Origin of the sequence: Micromonospora sp. NPDC047620, from assembly GCF_043205005.1 — a bacterium.
In the GTDB taxonomy this organism is placed as follows: Bacteria; Actinomycetota; Actinomycetes; order Mycobacteriales; family Micromonosporaceae; genus Micromonospora.
In genome coordinates, this window is record NZ_JBIDDG010000021.1 from 96,384 (window position 1) to 121,218 (window position 24,835).

17 protein-coding genes are annotated in these 24,835 nt (G+C 75.4%); 10 read left to right on the plus strand and 7 right to left on the minus strand.

The genetic code is table 11. The features are described 5' to 3' along the window. Positions 1-168: 168 nt before the first annotated feature. From ACGF5C_RS23980 to ACGF5C_RS24005, 6 genes are read left to right on the plus strand one after another with little or no spacing between them, the layout of a single operon-like run. Positions 169-1,557: a hypothetical protein gene (locus ACGF5C_RS23980; RefSeq protein ID WP_393304981.1), complete on the plus strand. Its 1,389-nt coding sequence runs from the start codon at positions 169-171 to the stop codon at positions 1,555-1,557. Continuing rightward, a complete protein-coding gene (locus ACGF5C_RS23985; RefSeq protein ID WP_393304983.1) occupies positions 1,554-2,645 on the plus strand; it encodes a transporter substrate-binding domain-containing protein in 1,092 nt (363 codons plus the stop codon). Before ACGF5C_RS23980 ends, ACGF5C_RS23985 begins: the two co-directional genes overlap by 4 nt. Before the next feature lie 13 nt (positions 2,646-2,658). Then, entirely contained in the window at positions 2,659-3,528 is an 870-nt protein-coding gene (locus ACGF5C_RS23990; RefSeq protein WP_393304985.1) for a hypothetical protein, read from the plus strand. After that, a complete protein-coding gene (locus ACGF5C_RS23995) occupies positions 3,525-5,687 on the plus strand; it encodes a tetratricopeptide repeat protein (RefSeq protein ID WP_393304987.1) in 2,163 nt (720 codons plus the stop codon). Before ACGF5C_RS23990 ends, ACGF5C_RS23995 begins: the two co-directional genes overlap by 4 nt. Positions 5,688-5,722: 35 nt before the next feature. After that, on the plus strand, positions 5,723-7,174 hold the full coding sequence (locus tag ACGF5C_RS24000) for a VWA domain-containing protein (RefSeq protein WP_393304989.1): 1,452 nt from the start codon (positions 5,723-5,725) through the stop codon (positions 7,172-7,174). A gap of 5 nt (positions 7,175-7,179) precedes the next feature. Continuing rightward, a complete protein-coding gene (locus ACGF5C_RS24005; RefSeq protein WP_393304991.1) occupies positions 7,180-8,901 on the plus strand; it encodes a hypothetical protein in 1,722 nt (573 codons plus the stop codon). Between the two features lie 127 nt (positions 8,902-9,028). Here the strand turns inward: ACGF5C_RS24005 and ACGF5C_RS24010 are convergent, their stop codons facing one another. The 5 genes from ACGF5C_RS24010 to ACGF5C_RS24030 form a co-directional block, all read right to left on the minus strand. Continuing rightward, positions 9,029-9,403 (minus strand): VOC family protein, encoded by a 375-nt coding sequence (locus ACGF5C_RS24010; protein ID WP_393304993.1) that lies wholly within the window; start codon positions 9,401-9,403, stop codon positions 9,029-9,031. Between the two features lie 20 nt (positions 9,404-9,423). Further along, positions 9,424-9,669, minus strand: coding sequence for a DUF5988 family protein (locus tag ACGF5C_RS24015; RefSeq protein WP_393304995.1), 246 nt, complete (start codon positions 9,667-9,669; stop codon positions 9,424-9,426). A 260-nt stretch (positions 9,670-9,929) separates the two neighbouring features. Next, positions 9,930-10,667, minus strand: a complete 738-nt coding sequence (locus ACGF5C_RS24020; RefSeq protein ID WP_393304997.1) for an ABC transporter permease — start codon at positions 10,665-10,667, stop codon at positions 9,930-9,932. Then, a complete protein-coding gene (locus ACGF5C_RS24025) occupies positions 10,664-11,602 on the minus strand; it encodes an ATP-binding cassette domain-containing protein (protein WP_393304999.1) in 939 nt (312 codons plus the stop codon). The genes ACGF5C_RS24020 and ACGF5C_RS24025 overlap by 4 nt, the downstream gene beginning before the upstream one ends. A gap of 247 nt (positions 11,603-11,849) precedes the next feature. Then, positions 11,850-12,554, minus strand: a complete 705-nt coding sequence (locus ACGF5C_RS24030; RefSeq protein WP_393305001.1) for an HAD-IA family hydrolase — start codon at positions 12,552-12,554, stop codon at positions 11,850-11,852. 231 nt (positions 12,555-12,785) lie between these two features. Between ACGF5C_RS24030 and ACGF5C_RS24035 the strand changes: the two genes are divergently transcribed. Continuing rightward, complete coding sequence (locus ACGF5C_RS24035; protein WP_393305003.1) at positions 12,786-14,195, plus strand: acyl-CoA synthetase; 1,410 nt, start codon at positions 12,786-12,788, stop codon at positions 14,193-14,195. A gap of 33 nt (positions 14,196-14,228) precedes the next feature. Here the strand turns inward: ACGF5C_RS24035 and ACGF5C_RS24040 are convergent, their stop codons facing one another. Continuing rightward, on the minus strand, positions 14,229-14,888 hold the full coding sequence (locus ACGF5C_RS24040) for a 4'-phosphopantetheinyl transferase (RefSeq protein ID WP_393305005.1): 660 nt from the start codon (positions 14,886-14,888) through the stop codon (positions 14,229-14,231). Positions 14,889-15,056: 168 nt separating this feature from the next. Between ACGF5C_RS24040 and ACGF5C_RS24045 the strand changes: the two genes are divergently transcribed. Further along, positions 15,057-15,518 carry a cold-shock protein gene (locus ACGF5C_RS24045; protein ID WP_393305007.1) on the plus strand — a complete coding sequence of 154 codons (462 nt, stop codon included), beginning with the start codon at positions 15,057-15,059 and terminating at the stop codon, positions 15,516-15,518. 126 nt (positions 15,519-15,644) lie between these two features. Here ACGF5C_RS24045 and ACGF5C_RS24050 read toward each other — a convergent pair whose 3' ends face one another. Continuing rightward, positions 15,645-17,027, minus strand: a complete 1,383-nt coding sequence (locus ACGF5C_RS24050; RefSeq protein WP_393305009.1) for an AMP-binding protein — start codon at positions 17,025-17,027, stop codon at positions 15,645-15,647. Between the two features lie 1,404 nt (positions 17,028-18,431). On the opposite strand from ACGF5C_RS24050, the gene ACGF5C_RS24055 reads away from it, so the two are divergent. Both ACGF5C_RS24055 and ACGF5C_RS24060 read left to right on the plus strand, forming a co-directional pair. Next, complete coding sequence (locus tag ACGF5C_RS24055) at positions 18,432-21,317, plus strand: AAA family ATPase (protein ID WP_393305011.1); 2,886 nt, start codon at positions 18,432-18,434, stop codon at positions 21,315-21,317. 550 nt (positions 21,318-21,867) lie between these two features. Beyond that, positions 21,868-24,684 carry an AAA family ATPase gene (locus tag ACGF5C_RS24060; protein WP_393305013.1) on the plus strand — a complete coding sequence of 939 codons (2,817 nt, stop codon included), beginning with the start codon at positions 21,868-21,870 and terminating at the stop codon, positions 24,682-24,684. The last annotated feature ends 151 nt before the right edge of the window (positions 24,685-24,835 follow it).

The following is a 24,835-nucleotide window of genomic DNA, read 5'->3' on the forward strand; positions in this document are numbered from 1 at the left end:
CGCCGGCCGACTTCGTCTGGCACCCTGATCCCTCCTCGCCCACGATCACCACGTTGGCGGCAAGGCCGGTGGTCGCCGCGCGGCGGGGCGGAACGGGGCTGCTTCCGACACCGCGACGCCCGCACCAGGAGGGCCGTCGGGCGGGGCCCGGCGAGCGAGAGGACGTGCATGGCGCCGCACACGGGGGACGGACACGGTGCCGACCGGTCGGCCCCGGCCACCCGACGGAGACGTCGCGCGGGCCGGCTCCGCGACGCCCTGCGGACGACCCCGGCACTGATCGTGGTCGGCGGCGCCGTGCTGGTCGCCGCGCTCGCCGCGACCGCCGCCGTCGCCGTGCAGTCCCGGGCGTCCGCCACCACGCTGGGCGAGCGGTCCGCCGAGACCGCCGTGCGCACCAGCACGACCGCCCGCGAGATCTACCAGGGCCTCGCCGACGCCGACGTCGCCGCCAGCGCCGTCTTCCTGCTCCCGCCCACCGAGGACCGGCGCGCCTCGCTCGTCGGCGCGTACGACACGGCGGTGCACGAGGTGGAGCGCACGCTGACCGACTCGATGGGCAACGCCGTCGACGACCCCGACCGGCTGACCAGGCTGGCGACGATCGCCGCACGGCTGAAGGTCTACCGGGACGTGGTGTGCGCCGCGCTGCGGGTGGCCGGCCCCCTCCCCGCGCTTCCCGGCGGGGAGCAGCGCCGCCCCTGCACGCCGGCGGAGACGACGGCGGAGACCGGGGCGGACGACGCGGCGGCCCGCGCCGTGCTCGCCTCGGCCTACGCCCGCGAGGCGTCGCACTACATGTCCACCGAGCTGCTCGCCGCGGCGCAGGGCCTGTGGAACTACGACACCCGGCGGCTGCTCGAGGCCCGCGCCGACGCGCGGCCGTGGCTCGCCGCGTCCGTGCTGGTGCCGCTGGGCACCCTCGCCGCCCTGGTGGTGGTGCAGGTGTGGCTGCGCCGGCGGACCCGGCGCCGGCTGAACGCCGGCCTGCTGCTGGCCTCGCTGGGCACCACGGCCGTGCTGGCCATGCTGGTCTCGTCGTGGTGGCACTGGCCGGACGCCGACCGGAGGTTCCCCGAGCTGGAACGGGCGATCGACGCGCAGAGCGCCACGCAGCAGCGGCTCGGCACCCTGCTGGCCGGCCGCGCCGACGTCTACCTCGGGCTCGGGGCGAGCGTCGACCCGGCGGGGCACAAGGCCGACTTCGACCGGCGGGACCTCTGCGCCGATCCCGCCGGGCAGGAAACCCCGAGGGACCGGATCGACTGCACCGCCCTGACGGAGGCGGTCTGGCCGGCCCGGCAGAGCCGGACGCCCAACGCGTTCCGCAACGCGGTCGACACCGTGCTCAGCGAGGGTTCGGCGGGCCGGGCGTTCGTCACCGCGGAGGGCCACCTCCTCGCCGACCTGACCGCCCGCAACGAGGAGGTCTCCCGGATGGTGACCGACCTGCCCAAGGCGCCACGCCATCTCGGCGGCACGGCCGCCTGGGTCACGCTGCTCGCCGCCGCCGGAGTGGTCGCCGGGCTGCGCCAGCGCTACCTGGAGTACCAGTGACCGCGACCCGGAGGGCTCCGACGACGACGCGACGCGGTGGCAGCGGGGCGCTGGTCGCCGCGCTCCTGACCGCCCTCGCCGGGTGCACCGCGCCCGCGGCGCCGCCCCCCGCGCCCCCGGCGCGGCCGCAGGGGGTGGCGACGGTCCCGACGACCGACGGGGCGGACGCGATCTGCCCGGTGCGCCGCAGCCTTCCCGCGAACCCGACCCCGCCGTCCCGGATCCTCGACCGGGGCGAGCTGGTGGTGGGCGTCGACCCGTCCGACGCCACGATGAGCCACTGGGACGCCCGCACCCAGCGGTTCGAGGGCTTCAACATCGAGCTGATGCTGGCGGTCGCCCGGGCCGTCTGGCCGACGGAGGACCCGCGCGAGCGGCTCACCTTCAAGGTGGTGCCGCCCGGCCAGGGCGCCTTCACCATGGTGGAGAACGGCGACATCGACGTCGTGGCCACCTCCCTGACGGCGACGTGCCAACGGGCCCGGCGGGTCGTCTTCTCCAACGACTACCTCGACTCCGGCCAGAGCGTGCTGGTCCGCGAACGCGCCGAGGGGGTGCCGGAGTACGCCGGCATGGAGCAGCTCGGGGGCAAGCGGGTCTGCGCCGGCGCGAACACGACCTCGCTCGCGATGATCTCCAGCTACCGCACCCTGACGGGCGAGCGGCTCGTGCCGGTGCAGGCCGTCCACTCGGTCGACTGCCTCGTCATGCTGCGCCAGGGCCAGGTCGAGGGCGTCAGCACCGACGAGAACATCCTGCTGGGCTTCGCCCAGATGGCCCCGGACACGATGCTGGTGACCGAGCCGCCGCGCCGCGACCGGCAGTTCTGCGCGTACCACCGGGACTCCGACTGCACCTGGTTCACCGACGAGCCGCACGCCTTCGCGTTCCACCTCGACCACGGCCGGGAGCTGGCCGCGTACGTGAACCACGTGCTGGCGTCGCCGCGCACCGCGACGGTGTGGCGGCAGGCCCACGACCGGTGGCTCGCCGGGCACCGGGACAGGGGCATGCCGTCGCCCGAGCCGCCGACCACGGTGTGGCCGCCCCCCGACCCGCCGCCGGTCACGCCGCGGCCGACCGACTGACGGGCGGCGCCTGATGTCCCACCGGGAACGCCTCGACGCCACCCTGGCGGCGCACGCCTGGGTGTGCGAGAGCCTGCTCGAGGTGCAGCAGCTCGTCACCGACGCCTTCCGGCAGCCGACCGGCCCCGCCGCGGCGTCCGCGCGTGAGGCCCGGGACCTGCTGCACCGGCTCGGCTGCCTGTCGCTGGCCCTGGACCGCCTGGTCGACGACCTCGACGGCGTAGACCGGTCCACACCCGCCGGTGCGGACGCGCTGGCCCGGCTGCTGGCCGGCCCCTGCCGGGTCCGGTTCACCGCGGCGACCGGCGAGCCGGTCCGCCTGGAGGAGATGACCGTCGAGCAGGTCGTGGTGGCGGCCCGCGAGCACGTGGCCCGGATCCGCCAGATCGTGGACGCGCACGGCCGCGATCGGCTGGCGGTCCGGGCACAGCGGCTGCGTTCCTCCGTGGACCGGCTCCGGCGGCTCGCCGCGGACGCCGCCGCCGAGGGCCTGGGCGACGGGGCCGACCCCGTGGCCGGGCTCGCGGTCGACGGGCTGCTGGAGCAGGTCGCCGTCGCCGAGGCGGCGGGCCGGGGGCGGTGGCTGCGCGGCGACGCCGGGCCGGACGGGGACGACGGGACGCTGTCCGAAGCCGTCGACCGGGCGGTCGAGCTGACCGACGCCGCGCGGCGCCGGCTGCGCCGCCGGTGCCACCTGGAGCTCACGGGGCGGCTGGAGGCGTACCGGCAGAAGGCCGCCGACGTGGGCCGGGCCGAGCATCCCGACGTCGAGGAGAGCTACCGGGACGCCCGGGCCGCGCTGCGCCCCGACGTTTTCGACGTAACCGGCGCCAGCCGGGCGGTCCGGGCCTACCAGCAGGCCGTGAACGGGGGTATGCGATGACGGCGGTCAGCCGCGGCTGCGCGGAGCGCAACTGCCCCGGCAGCGTGGACTCCGACGGGTTCTGCCGGCTGTGGGGGCACGAGTGCGCCGGGGCCGCCGCCGCCCCCGGCACGGGGCCGAGCCCCGGCCCCGACCTCGACCGGCGCCCGGCGCGGACGGCGTCCCGGCCGTGGGAGCAGCCGGCGGTGCTGCCCACCGCCCGGCCCCACGACCCACTGTCGGCGCTGGTGTCGCAGCCGGTCGTCCCCGAGCACTCCCGCTACTGCGCGAAGACGACCTGCCGGCGCCGGCTGCCCCGGGTCGCCGGATACTGCCCGGACTGCGGCACCCGGTACTCCTTCACCCCGCCGCTGGCCAACGGCGACCTGCGGGCCGGGCACTACCGGATCGAGGGCTGCCTGGGCAACGGCGGGGTCGGCTGGGTGTTCCTCGCCCGGGACGAGGACATGGACGGCGCGTGGCGGGTGCTGAAGGGGCAGCGCAACCCGGAGGACCGGGAGGCCGTCGCGGCGTTCGTCGCCGAACGGCAGGCGCTGATCGCGCTGAACCACCCGCACATCGTCACGATCACCCACGCGCTGCGTCCCGAGTCCGACCGGGACGCCGGCTACCTGGTGATGGAGTACGTCAACGGGGGCACCCTCGAGGAGGCGCGCAGCACGGCCGGGCCGGACGGCGGTTCCTGCGCCGTCGACGTGGCGCAGGCGCTCGGGTACGGCGTGCAGATCCTCGACGCCTTCGAGTACCTGCACGACCAGGGCTGGCTGTACTGCGACCTGAAGCCCGAGAACGTGATGCGGGTCGGCGGGCAGGGCGCCAACGACCCGATCAAGCTCGTCGACTTCGGCGCCGCCCGCCGGATCGACAACGCGGTGAGCCCGGCCTGGGGCACCGCGGGCTTCACCGCCCCGGAGGTGGAACGTCTGGGGCCGGCCGGCCCGAGCGTGCGGTCGGACCTCTACACCGTCGGCCGGACCCTCGCGGCGCTGACCCTGGTGCCCCGGTCCGTCGACGTGACCCGGATCCCGCCCGGACAGGACCTGCTGCGGTTGCCCGTGCCGGCGCGGCTCGACCCGTTCCTGCGGTTGCTGGCCCGCGCCACCGCCGCCGAGCCGGACGACCGGTTCGCCTCCGCCGCCGAGATGCGCGAGCAGGTCCGGGGGGTCCGGCGGCAGGTCGCGTCGGCGGGCGACGGCGTGCCCCGGCCGACCCGGTCCACCCTGTTCAGTCCCTCCGCGTGCGCATTCGGCCTGCACACCGACGGGGACGCGCTCGACGTCGTGGAGATCACGCTCGGTCTGCCCGCGCCCCTGGTCGACGGCGCCGACCCGGCCGCCGGTTTCCTCGCCTCGCTCGGCCCGGCCGACCCGGCGGAGCTCATCGAGCTGCTGAAGACCGCCCCGGAGCGGACGGCGCAGGTCACCTACCGCGCCGTCCGGGCACACCTCGCCGCCGGCCGGGCGGACGAGGCGGGGCCGCTGCTCGCCGAGTTCCCCGAGGAACTGCGGGACTGGTCGCTGTGGTGGCACCGCGGCCTGGTGGCCCTGGTGGGCCGCGACTTCGGCACCGCCCGCCGTCGGTTCGCTCAGGTCTACGGGTGGCTGCCGGGCGAGGTCTCCACCCGGCTGGCGTACGCGGTGGCCTGCGAGCTCGACGGCGACCCGCGCACGGCCGCCGACCACTACCGGGGGGTGTGGGACACCGACCCGGGCGTGGTGGGCGCGGCCTTCGGGCTGGCCCGCTGCCTGCTGACGACGGCCGACGCGCGCAGCGCCGCCGACGCCCTGCTGAAGGTGCCGGAGTCGTCCCGGGCCTCGACGGTGGCGGTGACCTGCGCGGTGCGGATCCTGCTCGACGCGCCGGACGACGGGCACCGGCTCGACGCCGCGCTCGACGCCGCAGGAATGGTCGACAAGCTGCCCCCGTTCGACGAACGCGAGCAGGTCGAGGCGCACATCCTGCGGATCGCGCTGGACTGCGACCTGGCCGCCGGGCGCCACGCCGGGCGGCGACTGTTCGGCCACCCGCTGGAGGAGGACGCCCTGCGCGGCGCGTTCGAGCGCCGGTGCCGGTCCCGCGCCCGACGCACCGCCGACCGGCGCGAGCGCATCGCGCTCGTCGACCTTGCCAACGCGTACCGGCCGGTGACGTGGTGGTGAGCCCGGCCGCCGGCCCCGACGGAAAGAGGTCACCCGTGCCCCCCGCCAACGGTCTGCCGCTGCGCCTGAGCGTGCACCACACCGAGTACGTGCCCGCCGACGGGGCGGTCGTCGACGTCGTCGCCACCGTCGGGGGCGTGGAGCCGGAGGACGGGGACGTCCGCCACGACGGCCTGGCCGAGGTGATCCTGCTCGACTCCTCCGGCTCGATGGCGGCGCCGCAGGCCAAGATGCGGGCCGCCCGGCAGGCGACCGCCGCCGCCATCGACGCCCTGCCGGACGGGGTCGCGTTCGCGGTGGTGGCCGGCACCGCCAACGCCACGATGGTCTACCCGGGCGACCGGCGGCTGGCGGTCGCCGACGAGAGCACCCGCGCCGCCGCCCGCAACGCGCTGCGGCACGTGGCACCGCACGGCGGCACCGCCATCGGCACGTGGCTGCTGCTGGCCCGCCAGCTGCTCGCCACGCGGCCCGACGCGATCGGGCACGTCATCCTGCTCACCGACGGCCGCAACGAGTCCCAGCGCCCGGCCGACCTGCGGGCGGCGGTGGACGACTGCGTGGGGTGCTTCACCGTCGACTGCCGTGCCATCGGCTCCGCCGACGGCGTGCACGACTGGGACGCGGCGGAGCTGCTGGGCATCGCGGAGGCGTTGGGGGCCAACCCCGTCGTGCCGGTGGAGGACCTCGCCGGGCTCGCCGACGAGTTCCGGGCGGTGCTGACGCGCGCGATGTCCCGCCGGGTCGCCGGCGTGCGGCTCCGGGTGCGCACCACCGGGCTGGCCCGGGTCCGCTTCGTCAAGCAGGTACACCCGGCGATCGCCGACCTCACGGGGCGCGGCGAGCCGGCCGGTGAGCTGACCACCGACTACCCGGTCGGCGCGTGGAGCCCGCACGACCAGCGGGACTACCACGTCGCCCTGGAGGTCGACGCGATGGCGCCGGGGGCGCGACGGCGGGTCGGCTGGGTGAGCGTCCACGCCGACGCGGACGGCGAGCCGGTCGAGGCGCCGATCACCGTGGAGTGGACCGAGGACGCCCTGCGGTACTCGGAGATCAACGAGAGCGTCGCCCACTACACCCGGCAGCAGGACTACGCGGCGGCGGTCCAGCGCGGGCTGACGGCCGCCCGGGCGGGCCGGGCCGCCGAGGCCGAGGAGCACCTGGGCCGCGCGGTGGCTCTCGCCCACGCCGCGGGCCGCGACGACGACGTGGTCCTGCTCGCCCGGGTGGTGGACGTCCTGGACGCCGCCGGCGGCCGGGTCCGCCTCAAGCCCGACGTGGACGCCCGGCTGACCCAGTCCTCCCTGGTCGTGTCCCACCACACCTCCCGGTGGGGGCCGCAGGAGCCGCCGGCGCAGCGGGCCGCGCCAGCAGGCCCGCCCGCGCCGTGGCGGCACTGCGGCGAGGCGCAGACCGGCGCCTACTGCGAGGGGTGCGGGGCCCACCACCTGGCGGCGGACCGGCCCGGCGCCGGCCGGCCCTGACGCCGATGGACCTGGAGATCCCCAACCAGGTCGCCGGCGTCGTCAGCGGCACGCTGGCGCTCGCCGGCGCGGTCCTCGCCGTCCGCCGCTACACCCGGGACCGGGACCGGCGCGGCTGGTGGTCCGCGCTGAGCCCGGTCTGGAAGCGGGAGGCGGACGCCGGCATCGTGCACCCGCACCGGTTCGGCGGGTACGTGAAGCCGCTGTCCGAGGTGTACGTGCCGCGCCGGGTGGTGCCCCGGCTCGCCCCGGCCGGCGACGGCGTCGACGTGGCGGACCTGCTCACCGGTGCCGGCAACGTGCTGCTGATCGGCGAGCCGGGCAGCGGCAAGACGGCGCTCGTCCGCTACGAGAGCGCCCGGTCGGCGCAGCGCTGGCTCGCCGGACGCGGCCGGCGGCGACGGTCCCCGCCCGGTCCCGTGCTGGTGAGCCTGCCGGCCACCGCCCTGGTGCACCAGCCGCTGCCCGTCGCGCTCGCCGAGGCGTACCCGCGGGACGGCGCCCCGCTCGACGTGGAGCAGCCGCCCGCTCCCGGGCGGCGGTGGCTGGTCTGCGTCGACGGGGTCGACGCCGTCGCCGACCCGGACGAGCGGGCCGTCGTGCTCAACCGCCTCGCCACCCTGGCCCGCTCCCCCGGCCCGGCCGCCGCGCCGAAGCCGTGGCGCCTCCTGGTGACCACGCGGCACCTGGCCGAGGACGAGCTGGCCGTGCTGAGCGACGGCTACGCGGCGTACCACCTGGCGCACTTCACCGACGCCGACGTCGCGCTGCTGGCCGCCCGGTGGTTCCCGGACGACGCCACGGCGCGCCGGTTCCTGGACTGGGCCCACGCCCAGCGCATCACCGGCCCGGTGCACAACCCGCTGACCGCCACCATCGCCGTGCTGGTGTGGGAGGGCGGGCAGGCGGAAGCGGCCCCGCAGCCCGGCCCGGCGGCCCTGCTCGACGAGTTCGTCCGCGCCCTGCTGCGCGGCGGCCGGGACAGCCTGGACGCCGCCTGCGAGGCGCTGCTGCGCTGCCCGCCCGAGGGCGAGTCGATCGCGGCCTGGCTGGTGGCGCGGCACACCGAACTCGTCGAGGTGGCGGCGACCGCCGCGGTCACCGGGGGCGATCCGGTGGCGGCGGTCGTGGACTGGTCGGCGGCGCACGCGCCGGCTCCCCCGGCCCGGGCGCTGCCCGACTGGCCCACCCACGTACGGCAGATCCTGCTCGCCACGAACCTCTTCCGGGCCGACCGGCACACCCTGGCCTCGGTCTGGCCCAGCCTGGTGGACTACCTGGCGGCGGGGCCGCTCGCCCGGGACTGGCGGCCCGACGAGTGGGTGACGCTGATGAACACCCGCTCGACGCGGTTCGTCGCGTTGCAGGCGATCAGCCGGGCCGCCGTCGCGCCGGCCTTCCTGCGGGACCGCCTGGCGGAGCCGGACGGCGCGATCGCCGCCGGTCACCTGCTCGCCGGCCGCGCCGGGACGGGCGGCGCCGGCGCACTCCCGTTCCGGGCGGACGTGCTCGCGGCGCTGCTGACGCACTGGGCCGGCGGCGCGGACCGCCCCGCCGGCCGGGACGCCGCGCGGGAGTGCTTCTCGCTGCTCATGACGCTGGCCGCGGACCGGGCCGACCGGGACCTGCTGCACGACGTCGCCACGGATCCACGACGGCCGGGCGACGTCCGCCGGGCCGCGGCGCTCTTCTTCGCCGTACGCAAGCGCAACGCCCGCCCCCGATGAGCGCTGGCTCCCGACCCCGGCTGCCCGGGACGCGCACGGCGACATCCCGCGGCAGCCGTACCACCGCAGAGGCCCGCGCTCGGACGAGCGCGGGCCTCTGTCACGTCGCCCGACGGGCGTTGTTCGCCTATGCCGGCCGTCGCGGACCGACGACGGTCCAGCAGAGGCCGGCGGGATCGCGCAGGGTCGGCTGGTGCGCCGGACCCGCCGGCGGTTCGACGCGGGCACCGGCGGCCAGCGCCCGCCGCAGCACCGCGTCGGGGTCGGTCCGCTCGATGGTCAGCACGCCGTCCCGGCCCTCGGCCGGCGACCCCGCCTCGTTCCACTCGCTGACGGTCAGCCGGTGCCCGTCGACGGCCAGTTCCGCCTGCAGGACGCGGCCGTCGAGCAGGCACTCCCGCTGGAGCTGGACGGCGTCGAGGACATCCGTGTAGAAGGCGACGGCCTCGGCCGTGTCGCTGACCGAGAGGAGGGGCCCCGGCGCGTCGTTCGCTGGCCTCATCAGACTCGTGCCCCCTTCCGCTACTCGGCGATCCGGGTCCGACCGGTCCAGCGGAACACCACGGGCACGTCGGCCGTATCCGGGGCGTTGCCCCGCTCGAAGTGCTCGTACCCTCCGTAGTGCCGGACCTTGATCTTCTCCTCAGCCCGCGCCACCCGGTGACTGCGCAGGTCGGCCGGCAGATCGGCCGGGCCGCCCTCCAGGACGGCATCGATGACGCCGGCGACGTCCCGGGCGACCGGATCAGCTTGCGAAAAGTCCTTCATGGCACGACCTCCGTCGCATTCCGCACACCTCGGACGGGCCCGCCGCTGGCCGGCGGACGCGTCCACACAGGTCTGACGACACCCGTTGCCGGGGTGAACGGACGCTCCGGGTCGAACGTCGTTGTTCCGGTGGCCGGCCGCCCGTTCCGCAGCGAACGTAATCCAGGTCACATCCGCCCGAACACCCTTAGCGGACCCCTAGGACCCGCCCTGGGCAGCGACGATGCTTCCGCACGCCCGGGCGCCGACCACCGGTCGGCTCACTCCCAGCGGAAGAAGCGGGTCGCCAACACGGAGCCGAGCACGGCCGTCACGGCCAGGGCGAGCAGCTGCCCCCACTGCGGGCTGGCACCCGCCCACGCCGCGCCGATGGTGTCCACCGTGGCGCCCAGCGGCGAGTAGTCGGCGATGAGGGCCAGGGCGGCCGGCATCCGGTCCCGGGGCAGCCAGGCGCCGGCCAGGAAGAGCAGCGGGAAGAACAGCGCGGGGCCGATCGACTGCGCCGCCCGGGCGGACGGCGCCAGCGCCGCGATCAGCAGCCCGACGGCGAAGAGGCAGGCCACCCCGAGCAGGAACGCCAGCACGAAACCGGGGAGATTGGCCGGCGCCGGCTGGTCCAGCAGGAACCGTACGGCGATCGAGGTGATCACCGCACCGAGGACGCCCGCCACCAGGTTGACCACGACCTGGGCCACCAGCAGGAGGGCGGGCTGCACCGGGGTGGTCGCCAGGCGGCGCAGGACCCGGCGTTCGCGGTAGATGCCGAGCGCCATCGGCAGGGTGAAGAGCGCGAGCATGCCGATCGTCAGTGACAGCGACAGGGACGGCAGGAAGGTCTGCTCGGCGTGCTGCCCGGTGCCGGCGGCCGGGCCGCCGCGTTGCGGCAACCCGAAGACGAGCATCAGGCCGATCGGCAGGGCGAAGACGAAGAACAGCGACACCGGCTCCCGGAGGAACAGCTTCGTCTCGACGGCGATCAGCTTGGTCAGGGCGCTCACGATGACCTCCCGTCGGTCGGGTGCGTGGCGGTCCGGCCGGCACGGCCGGTGAGGGACACGAACGCGTCGTCGAGGCTGGGCTGCTCGACCCGGAGCGCGGTGTAGCGGATGCCGGCCCCGTTGAGCGCGGACATGACCGACTGGAGCACGTCCGCCGTGCCGGTCACCGTCACCTCCGCGCCGTCGCGGGACACCCCGGTCACGTCGGGCAACCCGAGCAGCAGCGCGTCCTCGACCGGCTCGTCGGGCCGGAAGTGCACCCGGTGCTCGGTACCCACCCGGTTGAGCAGACCGGACGGGCTGTCGATCGCCACCACCCGCCCCTGGTCGATGATCGCGAGCCGGTCGCAGAGGCGTTCCGCCTCCTCCATGAAGTGGGTGACCAGCACGACGGTGACGCCCCGGTCGCGGATCCGCTCGACCAGGTCCCAGGTGTCCCGGCGGCCCTGCGGGTCGAGCCCCGTGGTCAGCTCGTCGAGGATGGCGACCTCGGGCCGCCCGACCAGGGACAACGCCACCGACAGCCGCTGCTTCTGCCCGCCGGAGAGCTTCTGGAAGTAGGTGTTGCGCTGCTCGGCCAGGCCGAGGCCGGTCAGCAGCTCGTCGATGTCGGCCTGGTTCCGGTAGAAGGACCGGTACAGGTCCAGCGCCTCCCACACCCGCACCTTGTCGGGCAGTTGGCTCTCCTGGAGCTGGGCGCCGACGCGCTGGCACACCTCGGCGCGGTCGCGGATCGGGTCGAGCCCGAGCACCCGGATGGTGCCGCCGTCGGGCCGACGCAGCCCCTGCACGCACTCGACGGTGGTGGTCTTGCCCGCCCCGTTGGGGCCCAGCACGCCGAAGATCTCGCCCTGCTCGACGGTGAAGGAGACGTCCGCGACGGCGACCTTCTCCCCGTACCGTTTCTGCAGATGATCGACTTCGATGACCGGCATGGGCGTGGTCCTCCTTCACGTGCGGGCGGCCGTCGGAGCGGGCGGGACCCCCGGCTGGTCGTGGCGTCGGCTGCGGTGACGTGCCAGCGCCGGCCCGCCCGCGAGGCCGGCCGACGCCCGACATCATCCGTCCAACGGAGGTACGAATCAATCGATCAGTTGACGAATCGGGGGTTTCGAACGGGATACGACCCGGAGACAGGGGTGTCGACCGGCAGCCGGGCGCGGCGACAGGGGTGTTGGCCGGTTACCGCGCGTGTCCGTCGACGCGGTGGGGTGGGCCGGGCGCCGGGCAGAGGGGCAGCAGCTCGTCCAGCCGGGTCAGCACGACGTCGGGGCCGGCGGCGCGCAGGGCCTCCTCGTCGGACTCGCCCCACAGCGCGGCCACCGCGACCACCCCGGCCGCCCGCGCGCTGAGCAGGTCGCTCGGTGCGTCACCGACCATGAGCGCCTCCGCCGGCCGGGCCCCGAGCAGCCGCAGCGCCTGCCGCACGATGTCCGGTGCGGGCTTGGGCCGGGGCACCTCGTCCGAGCCCACCACGTGGTCGACGAGCGGCAACAGGTCGAGTCGGCCGAGCAGGTCCCGGGCCCGTACGCCGCTGCGGCCGGTCGCCACGGCCAGGCCGATCCCCCGCCGCCGCAGCGTGCCGAGCAGCTCCGGCACCCCGTCGACGGGGGTGACCCGGTGCGCGAGGCGGTTGCTCTCCCGGACGAACGGCTCGGCCAGCGCCGCCGGCAGGCCCATCAGCTCCAGCACCTCCGGCAGGTACCGGCCCGGGTGGCGGCAGTACTCCTCGACCGGGGCGACGCCGTCGCCGACCACCTCGCCGTACGCGAGGGCGAACGCCTCCCTGGCCACGGCGAGGCTGTCGACCAGCACCCCGTCGAGGTCGAGCACCACGGCCCGGACGCTCGCGGGCACCGGCACCCGTTCCGTCGTCTCCCCGGCCACCGACGCCACCTTCCGCCCGTCCGACCTCGCCGGCCGGTAGGGGTGGCAGGCCGGGGGACGCCCCGACTACGGTCGGGATCGTCGTCCCGGGCCTGCCGGCCGGGCGTACGCACCCGCCCGGAACCACCGGCGCACCGCCGACCCTACCGGCGTCCCGGGCCCCCGGTCCGGGACCGGTCACGGCCCGGCCGCTCCGACGCCGGGCCCGAGCCGCTGGAGAAGGGTCGCACCATGCCGCTGCTGAGCTGGCTCTCGGAAGGCACCGACGAGCGTCCGGACGCGATCCGCGTCGACGACCGGGCGGTGTCCGGGGTGGAGCTGCGCCGCCTGGCCGCGGCGGTCGCGGACGAGCTGCGTGGCGTCGACCGGGTGGCGATCGAGGCGACCGCGACCCTGGAGACGGTGGTCGGAGTGGTCGGCGCGCTGACCGCCGGGGCGGCGGTCGTGCCGGTGCCGCCGGACGCCGGGCCGATGGAACGCGACCACATCCTGCGCGACTCGGGGTCGACGGCGCTGCTCGTCCCGGCCGACGCGGAGCGACCGGCCGACAGCACAGGCCGGGCCGTTGTCCCGATCGACCTGACCCGGCGCTCGGACACCACGCACCCGGAGCCGGACCCGGCCCGCACCGCGCTGATCCTCTACACCAGCGGCACCACCGGCGCGCCGAAGGGCGCGGTGATCTCCCGCCGCGCGGTCGCCGCGTGCCTGGACGGCCTGGCCGACGCCTGGGCCTGGACGCCGGACGACCTGCTGGTACACGGCCTGCCGCTGTTCCACGTGCACGGGCTGGTACTCGGTGTGCTCGGGCCGCTGCGGCTGGGCAGCCGGCTGCACCACGTCGGCCGGCCGCGTCCGGAGCGGTACGCGGCCGCCGAGGGCTCGATGTACTTCGGCGTACCCACGGTGTGGTCCCGGGTCGCCGCCGATCCCGACGCGGCGCGGGCCCTGCGCCCGGCGCGGCTGCTCGTCTCGGGCAGCGCGGCGCTGCCGGCGGCGGTCTTCGCGGACCTCGCCGCGCTCACCGGCCACCGGGTCGTCGAGCGGTACGGAATGACCGAGACCCTGATCACGGTGAGCGCCCGGGCGGACGGCCCGCGCCGGCCGGGCACCGTCGGGCTGCCGCTGCCCGGAGTACGGACGCGGCTGGTCGACGAGCAGGGCGCGACGCTGCCGGCCGACGGGGCGGCGATGGGCGAACTCCAGGTCAGCGGCCCCACCCTCTTCGACGGGTACCTCAACCGTCCGGACGCCGACGCGGCGAGCAGCACCCCGGACGGCTGGTTCCGCACAGGCGACGTCGCCACCGTCGACCCCGACGGCTGGCACCGGATCGTCGGCCGGGCGTCCACCGACCTGATCAAGAGCGGCGGCTACCGGATCGGCGCGGGCGAGGTGGAGGACGCCCTGCTGGCGCACCCGGGCGTCCGGGAGGCCGCCGTGGTGGGGATCCCGCACCCGGACCTCGGCCAGCAGGTCACCGCGTACGTGGTGGGCGACGGCGTGGACGGGCCGGAGCTGGTGGACTTCGTGGCCCGGCACCTGTCCGCGCACAAGCGGCCGCGCGAGGTGCGCCTGGTCGACGCGCTGCCCCGCAACGCCCTCGGGAAGGTGCAGAAGAACCGGCTGCTGGCGGACTGACCGGTCGGCTGCGGCGACCCCGGTGCGGGCGGGTCAGGCGACCGCCGGGATGCTGATCGCGGTGACCACCAGGCCCCGGCCGACCAGGAACCGGCCGGCGAACGCGGCCACCGGCACCCCGCCGAGCACCGGGCCGGGCACCAGCAGGCGGGCGGTGAACGTCCCGGCCGGATCGAACACGATGTCCGCCTCGGCGAAGTCCAGCCACCGGCCGGTGAGCGGGAACCACGCCTTGTAGACCGACTCCTTCGCGCTGAACAGCAGGCGGTCCCAGCAGACCGACGGGTCGGCGGCGGTGAGTGCCGCGGTGCGGGCCCGCTCGGCCGGCAGGGCGATCGCGTCGAGCACCCCGTCGGGCAGCGGCGCGTGCGGCTCGGCGTCCACCCCGAGGGTGGCGAAGGCCGCGGTACGGCCGAGGACGGCCGCCCGGTAGCCCTCGCAGTGCGTCATGCTGCCGACCACGCCGTCCGGCCAGACCGGGGCACCCCGTACGCCGGACAGGATCGGCACCGGGGCGAAGCCCAGCTCGCCGAGCGCCCGGCGGGCGCAGTGCCGTACGGTGGTGAACTCCCGGCGGCGCTTCTCCACCGACGCGGCGACCAGCGCCTCCTCCTCGGGGAACAGGGTCAGGCCGGCGGGGTCGGCGAACGACTCGGCCACCGCCACGGTGGAGGGCAGGATCTGCTCGATCACGGTCGCCGATGCTAGGCCCTGCGGCGGCCGGCACCGTCCCGACGCCGGCCGTAGGGTGCACCATAGGGGTCGGGTACGGGTGCCGGGCCGCGCGGGCGGCTGCCAGTCTGGGGGGTGCCCCGACCCACGGGTGGGACAGCGGATCGGTCGGATGGATGCGGGAAAGCGATGTTGACTGGCAAGGTGGTGCGGTTCGACGAGGTGCGGGGCTACGGGTTCATCGCCCCGGACGACGGCAGCGACGACGTGTTCGTGCACGCGAACATGCTGGACGGTGACAAGTGGGCGTTGACGCCCGGTGTCCCGGTGGAGTATGACGCGGTGGAGACCGACCGCGGCCCCAAGGCCGTGCTGGTGCGGGTGGTCGGCGCGGCAGCCGCAGCGGAGCGGGCCGGAACGGCCCGAGCCGGCGTGACCGTTGCCGGCGGGCGGGGTCGGGAGAGCGGGCAGGTCGCGGGCGGCGCGGACGACGAGGACGGCCTGTGCGACGTGCTCTCCGAGCGGGCGTTCTCCGCGGAGACCACGGAGGCGCTGGTGACCTCCGTGCCGGACCTGACCGGGGCGCAGATCGTGGCGGTGCGTGCCCGGATGCTGGCCCTGGCCCGACGGCACGGCTGGGTGGAGGGCTGACCGCCGCCCGCCTCGTCGCGGAACCACCGGCACGGCGCGGATCAGCCGCACAGGGAGCGTCTGCACAAGGTGCCGGCGCGGACCGGCCTGCCGCAGCCCGGTCGGGCATGGTGCCGACCGGCCGGGTCAGCCGGCGGCGACCAGCAGGGACTTCCTGATCCGGCCGAGCGCGGTGCGGGGCAGCTCGTCGACGAAGTGCACGCGCCGGGGGCGTTGGGCGGCCGAGAGGTGCCGCCCGACGTGGTCGATCAGCACCTGCGCGGTCAGGTCCTCGGCGGCGACGACGTAGGCCGTGACCTGTTCGCCGAGCGTGGGGTGCGGCGTGCCGACGACGGCGGCGTCCCGGACGCCGGGGTGGTTCATCAACGCCTCCTCGACCTGGCCGGCGTGCACCCGCCGGCCGCGGCTGTGCACCACGTCGAGCCCTCGGCGTCCGATGATCCGGTGTGACCCGTCGGCGGCCACGGTTGCCAGGTCACCGGTGGCATGCCAGGGACCGGCCGCGCTCCGCCCGCCGCCGTCGACGTAGCCGCTGAACAGCGTCGGTCCGCAGACGCTCAGCTCGCCCACCGCTTCGCCGTCGGCCGGCACGGGCCGGTCCTCGCGGTCCAGCACCCGGGTCTCCACGCCCGGCAGGGGGGTGCCGACGGCTCCGCCGACCGGTGGGTCGCCGGCCCGACCGGTCATCGCGATGAGCGTCTCGGTCGTGCCGTACGCCTGGACCGGTGCGTGCGAGGTGAGCAGCCGGAGCCGCTCGGCCACGGCGGTGGCCAGCGGAGCGTCCGCGGAGATCAGGATCCGCGCCGCGGCCAGCGACCGGGCCAGCGGGCCGTTCCGCGCGATCCTCGCCCACTGCGCGGGCAGCGCCAGGTACATGGTGCCGGTCGGCCCCGCGCAGGCGTTCCGGTCGAGGTGGACGAAGCGGCTGCCGGCCCGCAGCGCGCCGAGCAGACCGACGACCAGGCCGTACGCCCGGAACAGCGGCGCGCCCTGGACCACGACGTCCTCCCCGCTCCAGCGCCAGGCGGCGGCCAGCAGATCGAGGTCGGCGGCGATGGCGCGACGCGAGATGCGCACCCCGCGCGGCGGCCCAGCGGCTCCTCCGGTGTAGAGGATGACCGCGTCAGCGCCCGGCTCGGGCTCGGGATGGTGCGTCGAGGACCGCTGGCGCAGGTCGACGGGAACCGTGGGCAGCCGGTCGCCGCCGGGCGGGCGCGCTCCGAGGACCACCGTCGCCCCGGACTGCCGCAGGATGCGGTTCCGCTCATGCTGCTCGGCGTCGGGCGGCAGTGGCACGAGCGGAACGCCCGCGTGGACGGCGCCGAGCATGCCCACGACCGTCTCCAGGGTCGGTGTGGCGTCGACCGCGACCACGCCGGCGCCCCTGATCCGGTCGGCGACCGCGGTGACGCAGCCGAGCAGGGCCTCGCTGGAGAGCGTGCCGCCGGCCACCCTGACCGCATCGGCCCGGTCCGCGCCCGATCCCTCCAGCGCCGGCAGCAGTGCCATCCCCGTTATCCCCTGCCAAGGACGTACACGAGTCGCGGCAGCAACTGGGACATCACGACGGCCACAGGACCCTTCACGTCATGGGGTTCGAGCAGCCCCATATCCGGCCATCCCGCCATCGGCGCGGGGTGTCCCGAAATTAGGCTGCGCAATGGTCCGGCACAACCCCTAGCCGCCCGGCCAGGTCCCCTGCCGACGACGGCGGGCCAGGTCGGACGCGATGTGGCCCCGCCTTTGGCGACGGCCGGTAGGTCCGTTCTGGTTCCCGCGCGAAACTGTGGAGAGAATACCGTCCGGCAGGAGCGGTGAAAAATGGAGTCCCATCGACGGCTGAAATTATCGGACGACCATCGGACGAAACGACGGAAAATCAATTCCACAAGCCAATGTCCTTCGATTTTCAACAGGCCCGGCACCGACGGTGGCACCCGCTCCCGACAGCCAGTGGGCGCATAATTCATTTTTAACAACATAATCGCTTAATGTTCCCAAAGGTCCGAATCGGGCATGCCCGGGGCGATGCCGCGACGCAAGCCCCTTCCCATCCGGCCGACGTGACCACCGGAGGGTCACGCCATCGAGGCGGGGGACGTATTACCCCGCAGCAAACAGAGGATCCCTCACAATTTCCCCGAGCCACCAGGCATCCGGCACCTCCCGGAAACAGGCATCCGGCACCTCCCGGAAACCGGACCGGGACGAGCGGGCCGACCACCGACCGGCGACGCGAACCAAGCACCCCGCGCGCGGGGCGTCGCCCGCGGCCGGCCGGGCGGGGCAAACGCTCGCCCAACCCGGCCGTCACCACCGGGCCGACCGGGCTGAACTGCCCGCATCCGACCGACGCCAGCCTCCGTCCGCCCCTGCGACGACTGACCGGACAGGCCCCGAGTGGCATGACGACACGCCCAGCCGGGGCCGGGCAGGGACGAACCCTCGCTCGGCGCCCCGCGACCGGCTCGCGCACGCCTAGCACGGGAAGGCGCGACAACCAATGGCCGACATCGGCATAAAAAGCGACCCCGACGACCGGCGCAACACCTGGTCACGTTACGGGATCAGGCGGCGACTTTCTGTCGTGAATCCCGCGCCCGACGCGTGATGTCGGCGGCAAGGACGCCCGAACCGATGTTTGCCTATCCTTTACAAACCTCGGCTTGCCGCCCAATTGCCGAACTGCCATACTCCCACCATCACGGCGGTCGATAGGGGGAGACCGGCCAAGAGGGGCTGGGGAATTATCGCCGGCACTGGTGGGCTGCAACTCGGAGCCGCCAGTCGGTCAAGTCGGTCGATGGTTGCCCGTCACTCCTCGACGGCGGTCTATATAACCAAAACTGGGATGGGTCGAGAATTGCCGGTCTCCGATTTCGTCGAGCTCCAGGGCCGCGCAGGGCAGGTGGCGTGTCCGGTGACCGCGGGCCGCCCGCTCCTCCGGAGGCCGCGTCGATGGAGCTGACCGAGCGGTCGTGCCAGCTCGACCTGCTGGAACGCCGGCTCGCGGACCTGATCGCCACCGGCGGCACCCCCACCGGCCGGACGGTGACCGTGCTGACCGGCCCGGTTGGCTCCGGCAAGACCGCGCTGTTGCAGACCTTCGCCCGGAGGGCCGGCGAGGCCGGGGCGCGCGTCCTCGGCGCGAGCGCGTCCCGCGCCGAACGCACCGTCCCGCTGGAGGTCGTCCGCCAACTCGTCCGGGCCGCATCGTTGGATCCAGACGACCGGGCCCCCGTCGGGCGGTTACTGGACGCGGGCTCCCTCGCCTGGGCCGACGGCGCCGACGACGAGGACACGGCCCGCAGCACCGCCGCGATCGGCGGGGCCCTGCTCGAGCTGACCGCCCGGGGCCCGCTCGTCGTCGCGGTCGACGACGTCCACCACGCCGACGTGGCGTCGCTGCGGTGCCTCGACTACGTGGCCCGGCGGATCGCCGGCCTGCCCGTGCTGGTCCTACTGACCGAGGCGCCGCGCACCAGGCCGTGGCGCCCCGAGGTCTACGCCGAGCTGCTGCAACCCGCGCGGCTGCACCGCATCCGGCTCCCGCTGCTCACCGTCGAGGGGACGTTCCAGGTGCTCGCCCACCGCCTCGACGTCCCGGTCGCCCGGACCATCGCCGAGGAGAGTCACCGGATCAGCGGCGGCAGCCCACTGCTGGTGCACGCGCTCGCCGACGACCAGGCCGCCGCGCCCCGGTCCGCGGACCACCCCGTCGCCGGCGAATCGTTCCGGGAAGCCGTACTGAGCTGCCTGTACCGCTGCGACCATCCGGTGCTCGAGGCCGCCCGGGTGCTCGCCGTGACCGGCGATTCCCTGCACGGCAACCTGCTGCCCCAGCTCGTCGGCGCCCGGTCGCGGTCCGCGCTGGGCGCCGTCGACGGATCGACCAGCGCCGGGCTGGTCACCGAGGCGGGGCTGCGGCATCCGGCGGTGGGTCAGGCGGTGCTCGACGGGATGACCGCCGAGGAACGCGCCCGGCTGCACCTGGAGGCGGCCTGCCTGCTGCACGACGAGGGCGCGCCGCCGGCGCGGATCGCGCCGCACCTGACCAAGGTCGACGAGCTGACCGAGCCCTGGATGGCGCAGAGCCTGCTCGACGCCGGCGAGCAGGCGTTGGTCGACGGCGAGGTGGAGACCGCCCTGCGGTATCTGCGCCGGGCGAACCGGAGCGCCGTCGGCGACTGCCTGCGGGCGCGGATCCGCTCCGCGTTGGCCCGCGCCGAGTGGCAGCTCGACCCGCAGGCGGCGGTCCCCCACCTGATCGGCGTCGCCACCGCCGTCCGCGCCGGGCACCTGGGCAGCCAGCAGGCGGCGGGGCCGATCCAGTACCTGCTCTGGCACGGTGAGGTCGACAAGGCCGTCGAACTCGTCCAGCACCTCAGCGACCGGGCCGACAGCGCGGATCCCCGGTCCGCGGCCGAACTGCTCGTCACCACCGGCTGGATGTCCACTCTCTATCCCGGGGTCACGGTCGGCCGGCCCAAGCCCACCGCCGCCGCCCGGGACCCGTTCACCCTGGCCAAGGTCAAGCGTGGGCTCGAGGGAGCCTCCCTGCTGTCCGCCGTGCTCGAACGCGGTGACGCCACGGTGGTCGAGGCCGCCGAGCGGGCTCTGTCCACCGGCGGGCTGGACGACGAGCCGAGCATGTGGACCAGCGTCTGCGCCATCATCGCCATGGTCTACGCCGACCGGCTGGACCTGGCCGGTGACTGGTGCGACCGGTTGGGGCGCAGGCCGGCCGCCCGACGCCATCCCTCGCCATCGGCGGCCCTCGCGGTCCTCCGGGCGTCCGTCAGCGGCCGACTCGGCGACCTGCCCCGCGCGGAGCGGCTCGCGGACGAGGCGCTGAGCCAGCTCTCGCCGAAGGGTTGGGGGGTGGCGATCGGGATACCGCTCGCCGTCCGCCTGCGAGCCCTCACCTTCATGCACGAGCTCGACGCGGCGGCCGCCTGCCTCCAGGTGCCGGTCCCGCCGGCGATGTTCAAGACCCCGATCGGGCTGCACTACCTGCACGCCCGCGGGACGCACGCGCTCGCCGCCGGAAGCCCCGAGGGCGCGCTGGCCGACTTCCAGCTCTGCGGGCAGTTGATGACCTCGTGGCGGCTGGACCACTCGGGTCTGGTCCCGTGGCGGACGGAGTCCGCCCGGGCGCTGCTCCGGATGGGCCGCCGTCAGCAGGCCGGGAAGCTGGTCCGGGAGGAGTTGGCCCGGCTGCGGCCCGTCCACGTGCGCTACCGGGCCGCCGCACTGCGGGTGCTGGCCGCCGCGGAGGACGGGCCGGACCGGATCACCCACCTGCGCAGCGCCGTCCGGCTGCTGCGGCAGTGCGGCGACCGGGTGGAGCTGGCGCACAACCTGACCGACCTCGGCCACGCCTACCAGCAGGCCGGCGACCGGCGGGAGGCCCGCGCCACGGCCCGGGCGGCCCGGGACCTCGCCGAGGAGTGCGGCATCCCGCTGCTGCGGGCCAGCACGGCCACCGCCGGCTCCGGTTCGGCCGAGGGCCCCGCCGGCACGGTGGTGGTGGTCGACGGGCTCAACGACGCGGAGTCCCAGGTGGCCACCCTGGCCGCCCAGGGCCACACCAACCGCGAGATCGCCGAGAAGCTCTTCCTGACGGTCAGCGCCATCGAACAGCGGCTGACCCGGATCTACCGGAAGCTGAACGTCAACTCGCGCAACGAACTGGCTGCCCGGCTGCGGCTGCACCGGCCCGGCGCGACCCCGCTGCACCCGCCGTCGCCCGGCCACGGCGAACCGAGGGGCCGTTCCCCCAGACCACGGTTCCGCTGACCGTCACCCGCCGTCCACCGGCGCCGTCCGCCCGCGCCGTCCCGGCCTGACCACCTCCCGCCGACACGGTCCGGCTGGTGGGCGGCCGCCGCCCACCAGCCGAGGGCGGCTGTTCGTCGGGTCACACTCCGTCCGCCGGGCATGCGCGCGGGAACGCGGTATGGCAACGTCGAGGCGTACCGCGGAAACCCGTCGTTCACGGTGTCGTCATCTCCGGCCGACCGGCCACACTCGACACCCCTTGCGGCGCATCGCGCAACCCCTATTGACGGACCAGATCCGCAGGTTTGCGCGCGAAACGATGGGGTCTCGCGCCCGTTGTCGCACAACCCCCCCGATGCCAGACTCGCCTGGGCACACGGACCGTCCGGTGATCGGCATGGTTCGGCAGTGACTTTCCAGGTCCACCCGGCACGGCGGCCCGGTGCGCTCCACCCCTACCCCCGATGGGCGCGGTGGAGGGGCGGCTGTCCGGCAAGGGGGCGGTGTCGGGCAGCGCCGGGGTTCCGGCGCCGCACCGCGTACGAGAAGGGCTGACACGCTGGTGTTGGTGCAGCAGGAGGAGCAGACGACCCGCCTCCGGCGGGCATTCCGCGCGTGCGAGGAGCAGCAGCGAGGTCACGTCGCGCTGGTCACCGGCGCGGTGGGGAGCGGCAAGACCAGTCTGCTGGAGGCGTTCGGCGAGTGGGCGGCCGCCAACGGCGGGCAGGTGATGAGCGCTGCGGGCTCGCGGGCGGAGCGCGGGCTCCACCTGGGAGTGATCGGGCAGCTGTTCCACAGTGCACGGATCGCGCCCGACGCGGCGGCCCGGGTCGAGAAGCTGGTGGGCGACGCCACCTTCGCCACGTCCCTGCCCGAGCCCGGCGGTGAGGCCGCCGAGGGCGACCGGGCCTGGGCTCCCCTGCTGCACGGCCTCTTCGCCACCCTGCTCGACCTGACCGGCGCCGGGCCCCTGGTCCTCGTCGTCGACGACGTGCACCACGCGGACCCGGCCTCGTTGCACTGCCTTCTCTACGTGACCCGCCGGCTGCGCCACGCCCGGATCATGGTCGTGCTCGCCGAGGCGTCGACGCTGCGCCCGCCGCACCCGCTGTTCCGGGCCGAGTTGCTCAGCCAGCCGCACTTCGCCCGGATCACCCTGCCGCCGCTGACCGTGGACGCCGTCGCCCGGCTCGTCGGGGGTGACCCCGAGGCCGCCGACGTCCGGGAGACGGCGGAACGCTGCCTGGGCATGACCGGCGGCAACCCGCTGCTCACCCGGGCGCTGCTCGAGGAGCGGGCCAACGGCGGGACGGGCGACGGCGCCGGCCCGGCCGTCGGCGACGCGTTCGACCAGGCCGTGCTCGGCTGCCTCTACCGGCACGAGCCCGGGGTACGCCGGGTGGCGCAGGCACTGGCGGTGCTCGACCGGCCCGCCCCGACCGAGCTGCTCGGTCACCTCCTCGACGTGGCACCCGAGTCCGCGGTCCCGGCGGTGCGGGTGCTGCGCACCTCCGGCCTGATGGAGGCCGACCAGTTGCGCCACCCGCGCATCCTGCACTCGATCCTCGGCGACATGTCGCCCGACGAGCGGCGCGGCCTGCACCAGCGGGCCGCCGAGGTGCTGCACGACCACGGCGCCGAGCCGAGCGTGGTCGCCGAGCATCTGGTGGCCGCCGGCTGGGCGGACGCGCCGTGGGTGGTGCCGGTGCTGCAGGACGCCGCCGGACACGCCCTGGCCTCGGGCCGCCCCGACGTGGCCGCCGCCTGCCTGCGCCTGGTCTCCCGCGTGTGCGTGGACGAGCGGCAGCGGGCCGCCACCACCGAGATGCTGGTAAGCGCCCGCTGGCAGGTCAACCCGCTGGCCGTGAACGGGCAGCTCGGCGAGTTGGTGGAGACGGCGCGGGCCGCCGGGCGGTCCAGCGACGTCGGCCTGTCCGCCGTGCCCTACCTGCTCTGGCAGGGTCGCGTGGAGGAGGCCACCGAGGCCGTCAGCGGCTTCTCCACCGAGGATGAGCACGGCCCGGGCGGCGTGGCCGCGCGGCTGCGGATGATGCAGCTGCTGGTCGCCCTGTCCCACCCCGACCACCTGGCCACGGTGCGGGAGACCCCGAGCGCGTGGGCCCGGGCGGCGAACGCGCCGACCACGATCAGCCCGCTGCTGCAGGCGGTGACGGTGCTGCACGGCGCGCTGACGCCGACCGCCGAGAACGACACCGTGGCGACCGCCGAGCAGCTCCTCCAGCGCCACCACACGGACGACGGCTCGCTGGGCATGCTGACCGCTCCCCTGCTGGCGCTGCTGTGGGCGGGCCGGTCCGACCGGGCCGCGGCCTGGGGGGACGTCCTGCTCGGCCGGCCGGCCGCCCGACACGCCCCGGTGTGGCGGGCCGTCATCCGGGCGGTCCGGGCCGAGGCGGCGCTGCGCGTCGGTGACCTGCCCGGCGCCGAGCACCACGCCCGCACGGCGCTGGAGGACATCCCCGCCCCGGCGTGGGGCGTGGCGGTCGCGGGCCCGCTGGCCACACTGGTCGCCTGCGCGACCGAGGCGGCCCGGTTGTCCGAGGCCGACCGGTGGCTCGCCCACCCGGTTCCGCCCGGCATGTTCCGCACCCCGCTGGCCCTGCACTACCTGGCCGCCCGTGCCCGGCACCACCTGGCCGTACGGCGGCCCCACGCCGCGATCACCGACCTGCGGCGGTGCGGCGAGCTGATGCGCACCTGGGGCATCGACGCGGCCGGGCTGGTGCCGTGGCGGTTGGAGCTGGCCAGGGTGCAGCTCAGCGTCGGCAACAAGGCGCAGGCCACGCAGCTCCTCCAGGAGCAGCTGCGGGTCCCGCACGGGGTCGACGACAGGACGCGGGGTCGGACGCTGCGGCTGCTCGCCACCACCGCCGCCCCCGACCACCGGCGGAAGCTGCTCTCCGAGGCGGTGAACCTGTTGCAGGCGTGCGGCGACCGGCTGGAGTTGGTGCGGGCGCTCGGCGACACCGGCCAGACGTTGCAGCGGGCCGGTGACTCGGCGCGGGCCCGGCTGCTGGTCCGCCGGGCGTACCAACTGGCCCAGGACTGCGGGGCGTCGGTGCTGGCCCAGCGGCTCATCCGGCGGGAGCCGGGCGAGGTGCTGCCGGCGTACCCGGCCGGCGCCGAGACGCAGGAGCCGGACGACGGGCTGAGCGAGGCCGAGCGCCGGGTGGCCGCGCTGGCCGCCCAGGGCCACACCAACCGCCAGATCTCCAGCAAGCTGTTCATCACGGTGAGCACGGTCGAGCAGCATCTGACGAGGGTGTACCGCAAGCTCGACGTGAAGCGACGCACGGACCTGCCGGCCCGGCTCGTGGCACACGCCGATCCGCTGCCCGAGGACGCGCGGGTCGAGGCGTCCTGACGGTGCGGGCGGTACGGGCCACGACGTGCCGCCCACCGCCGTGGGGCCCCCCCCCCCCCCCCCCGCGGGGCCCCGCCCCCCCCCCCCCCCAACCAAGAAATTAAGCATTGTGGCACGAAAAACGGGGTTGGGCGGGCCCCGTTTACACGGG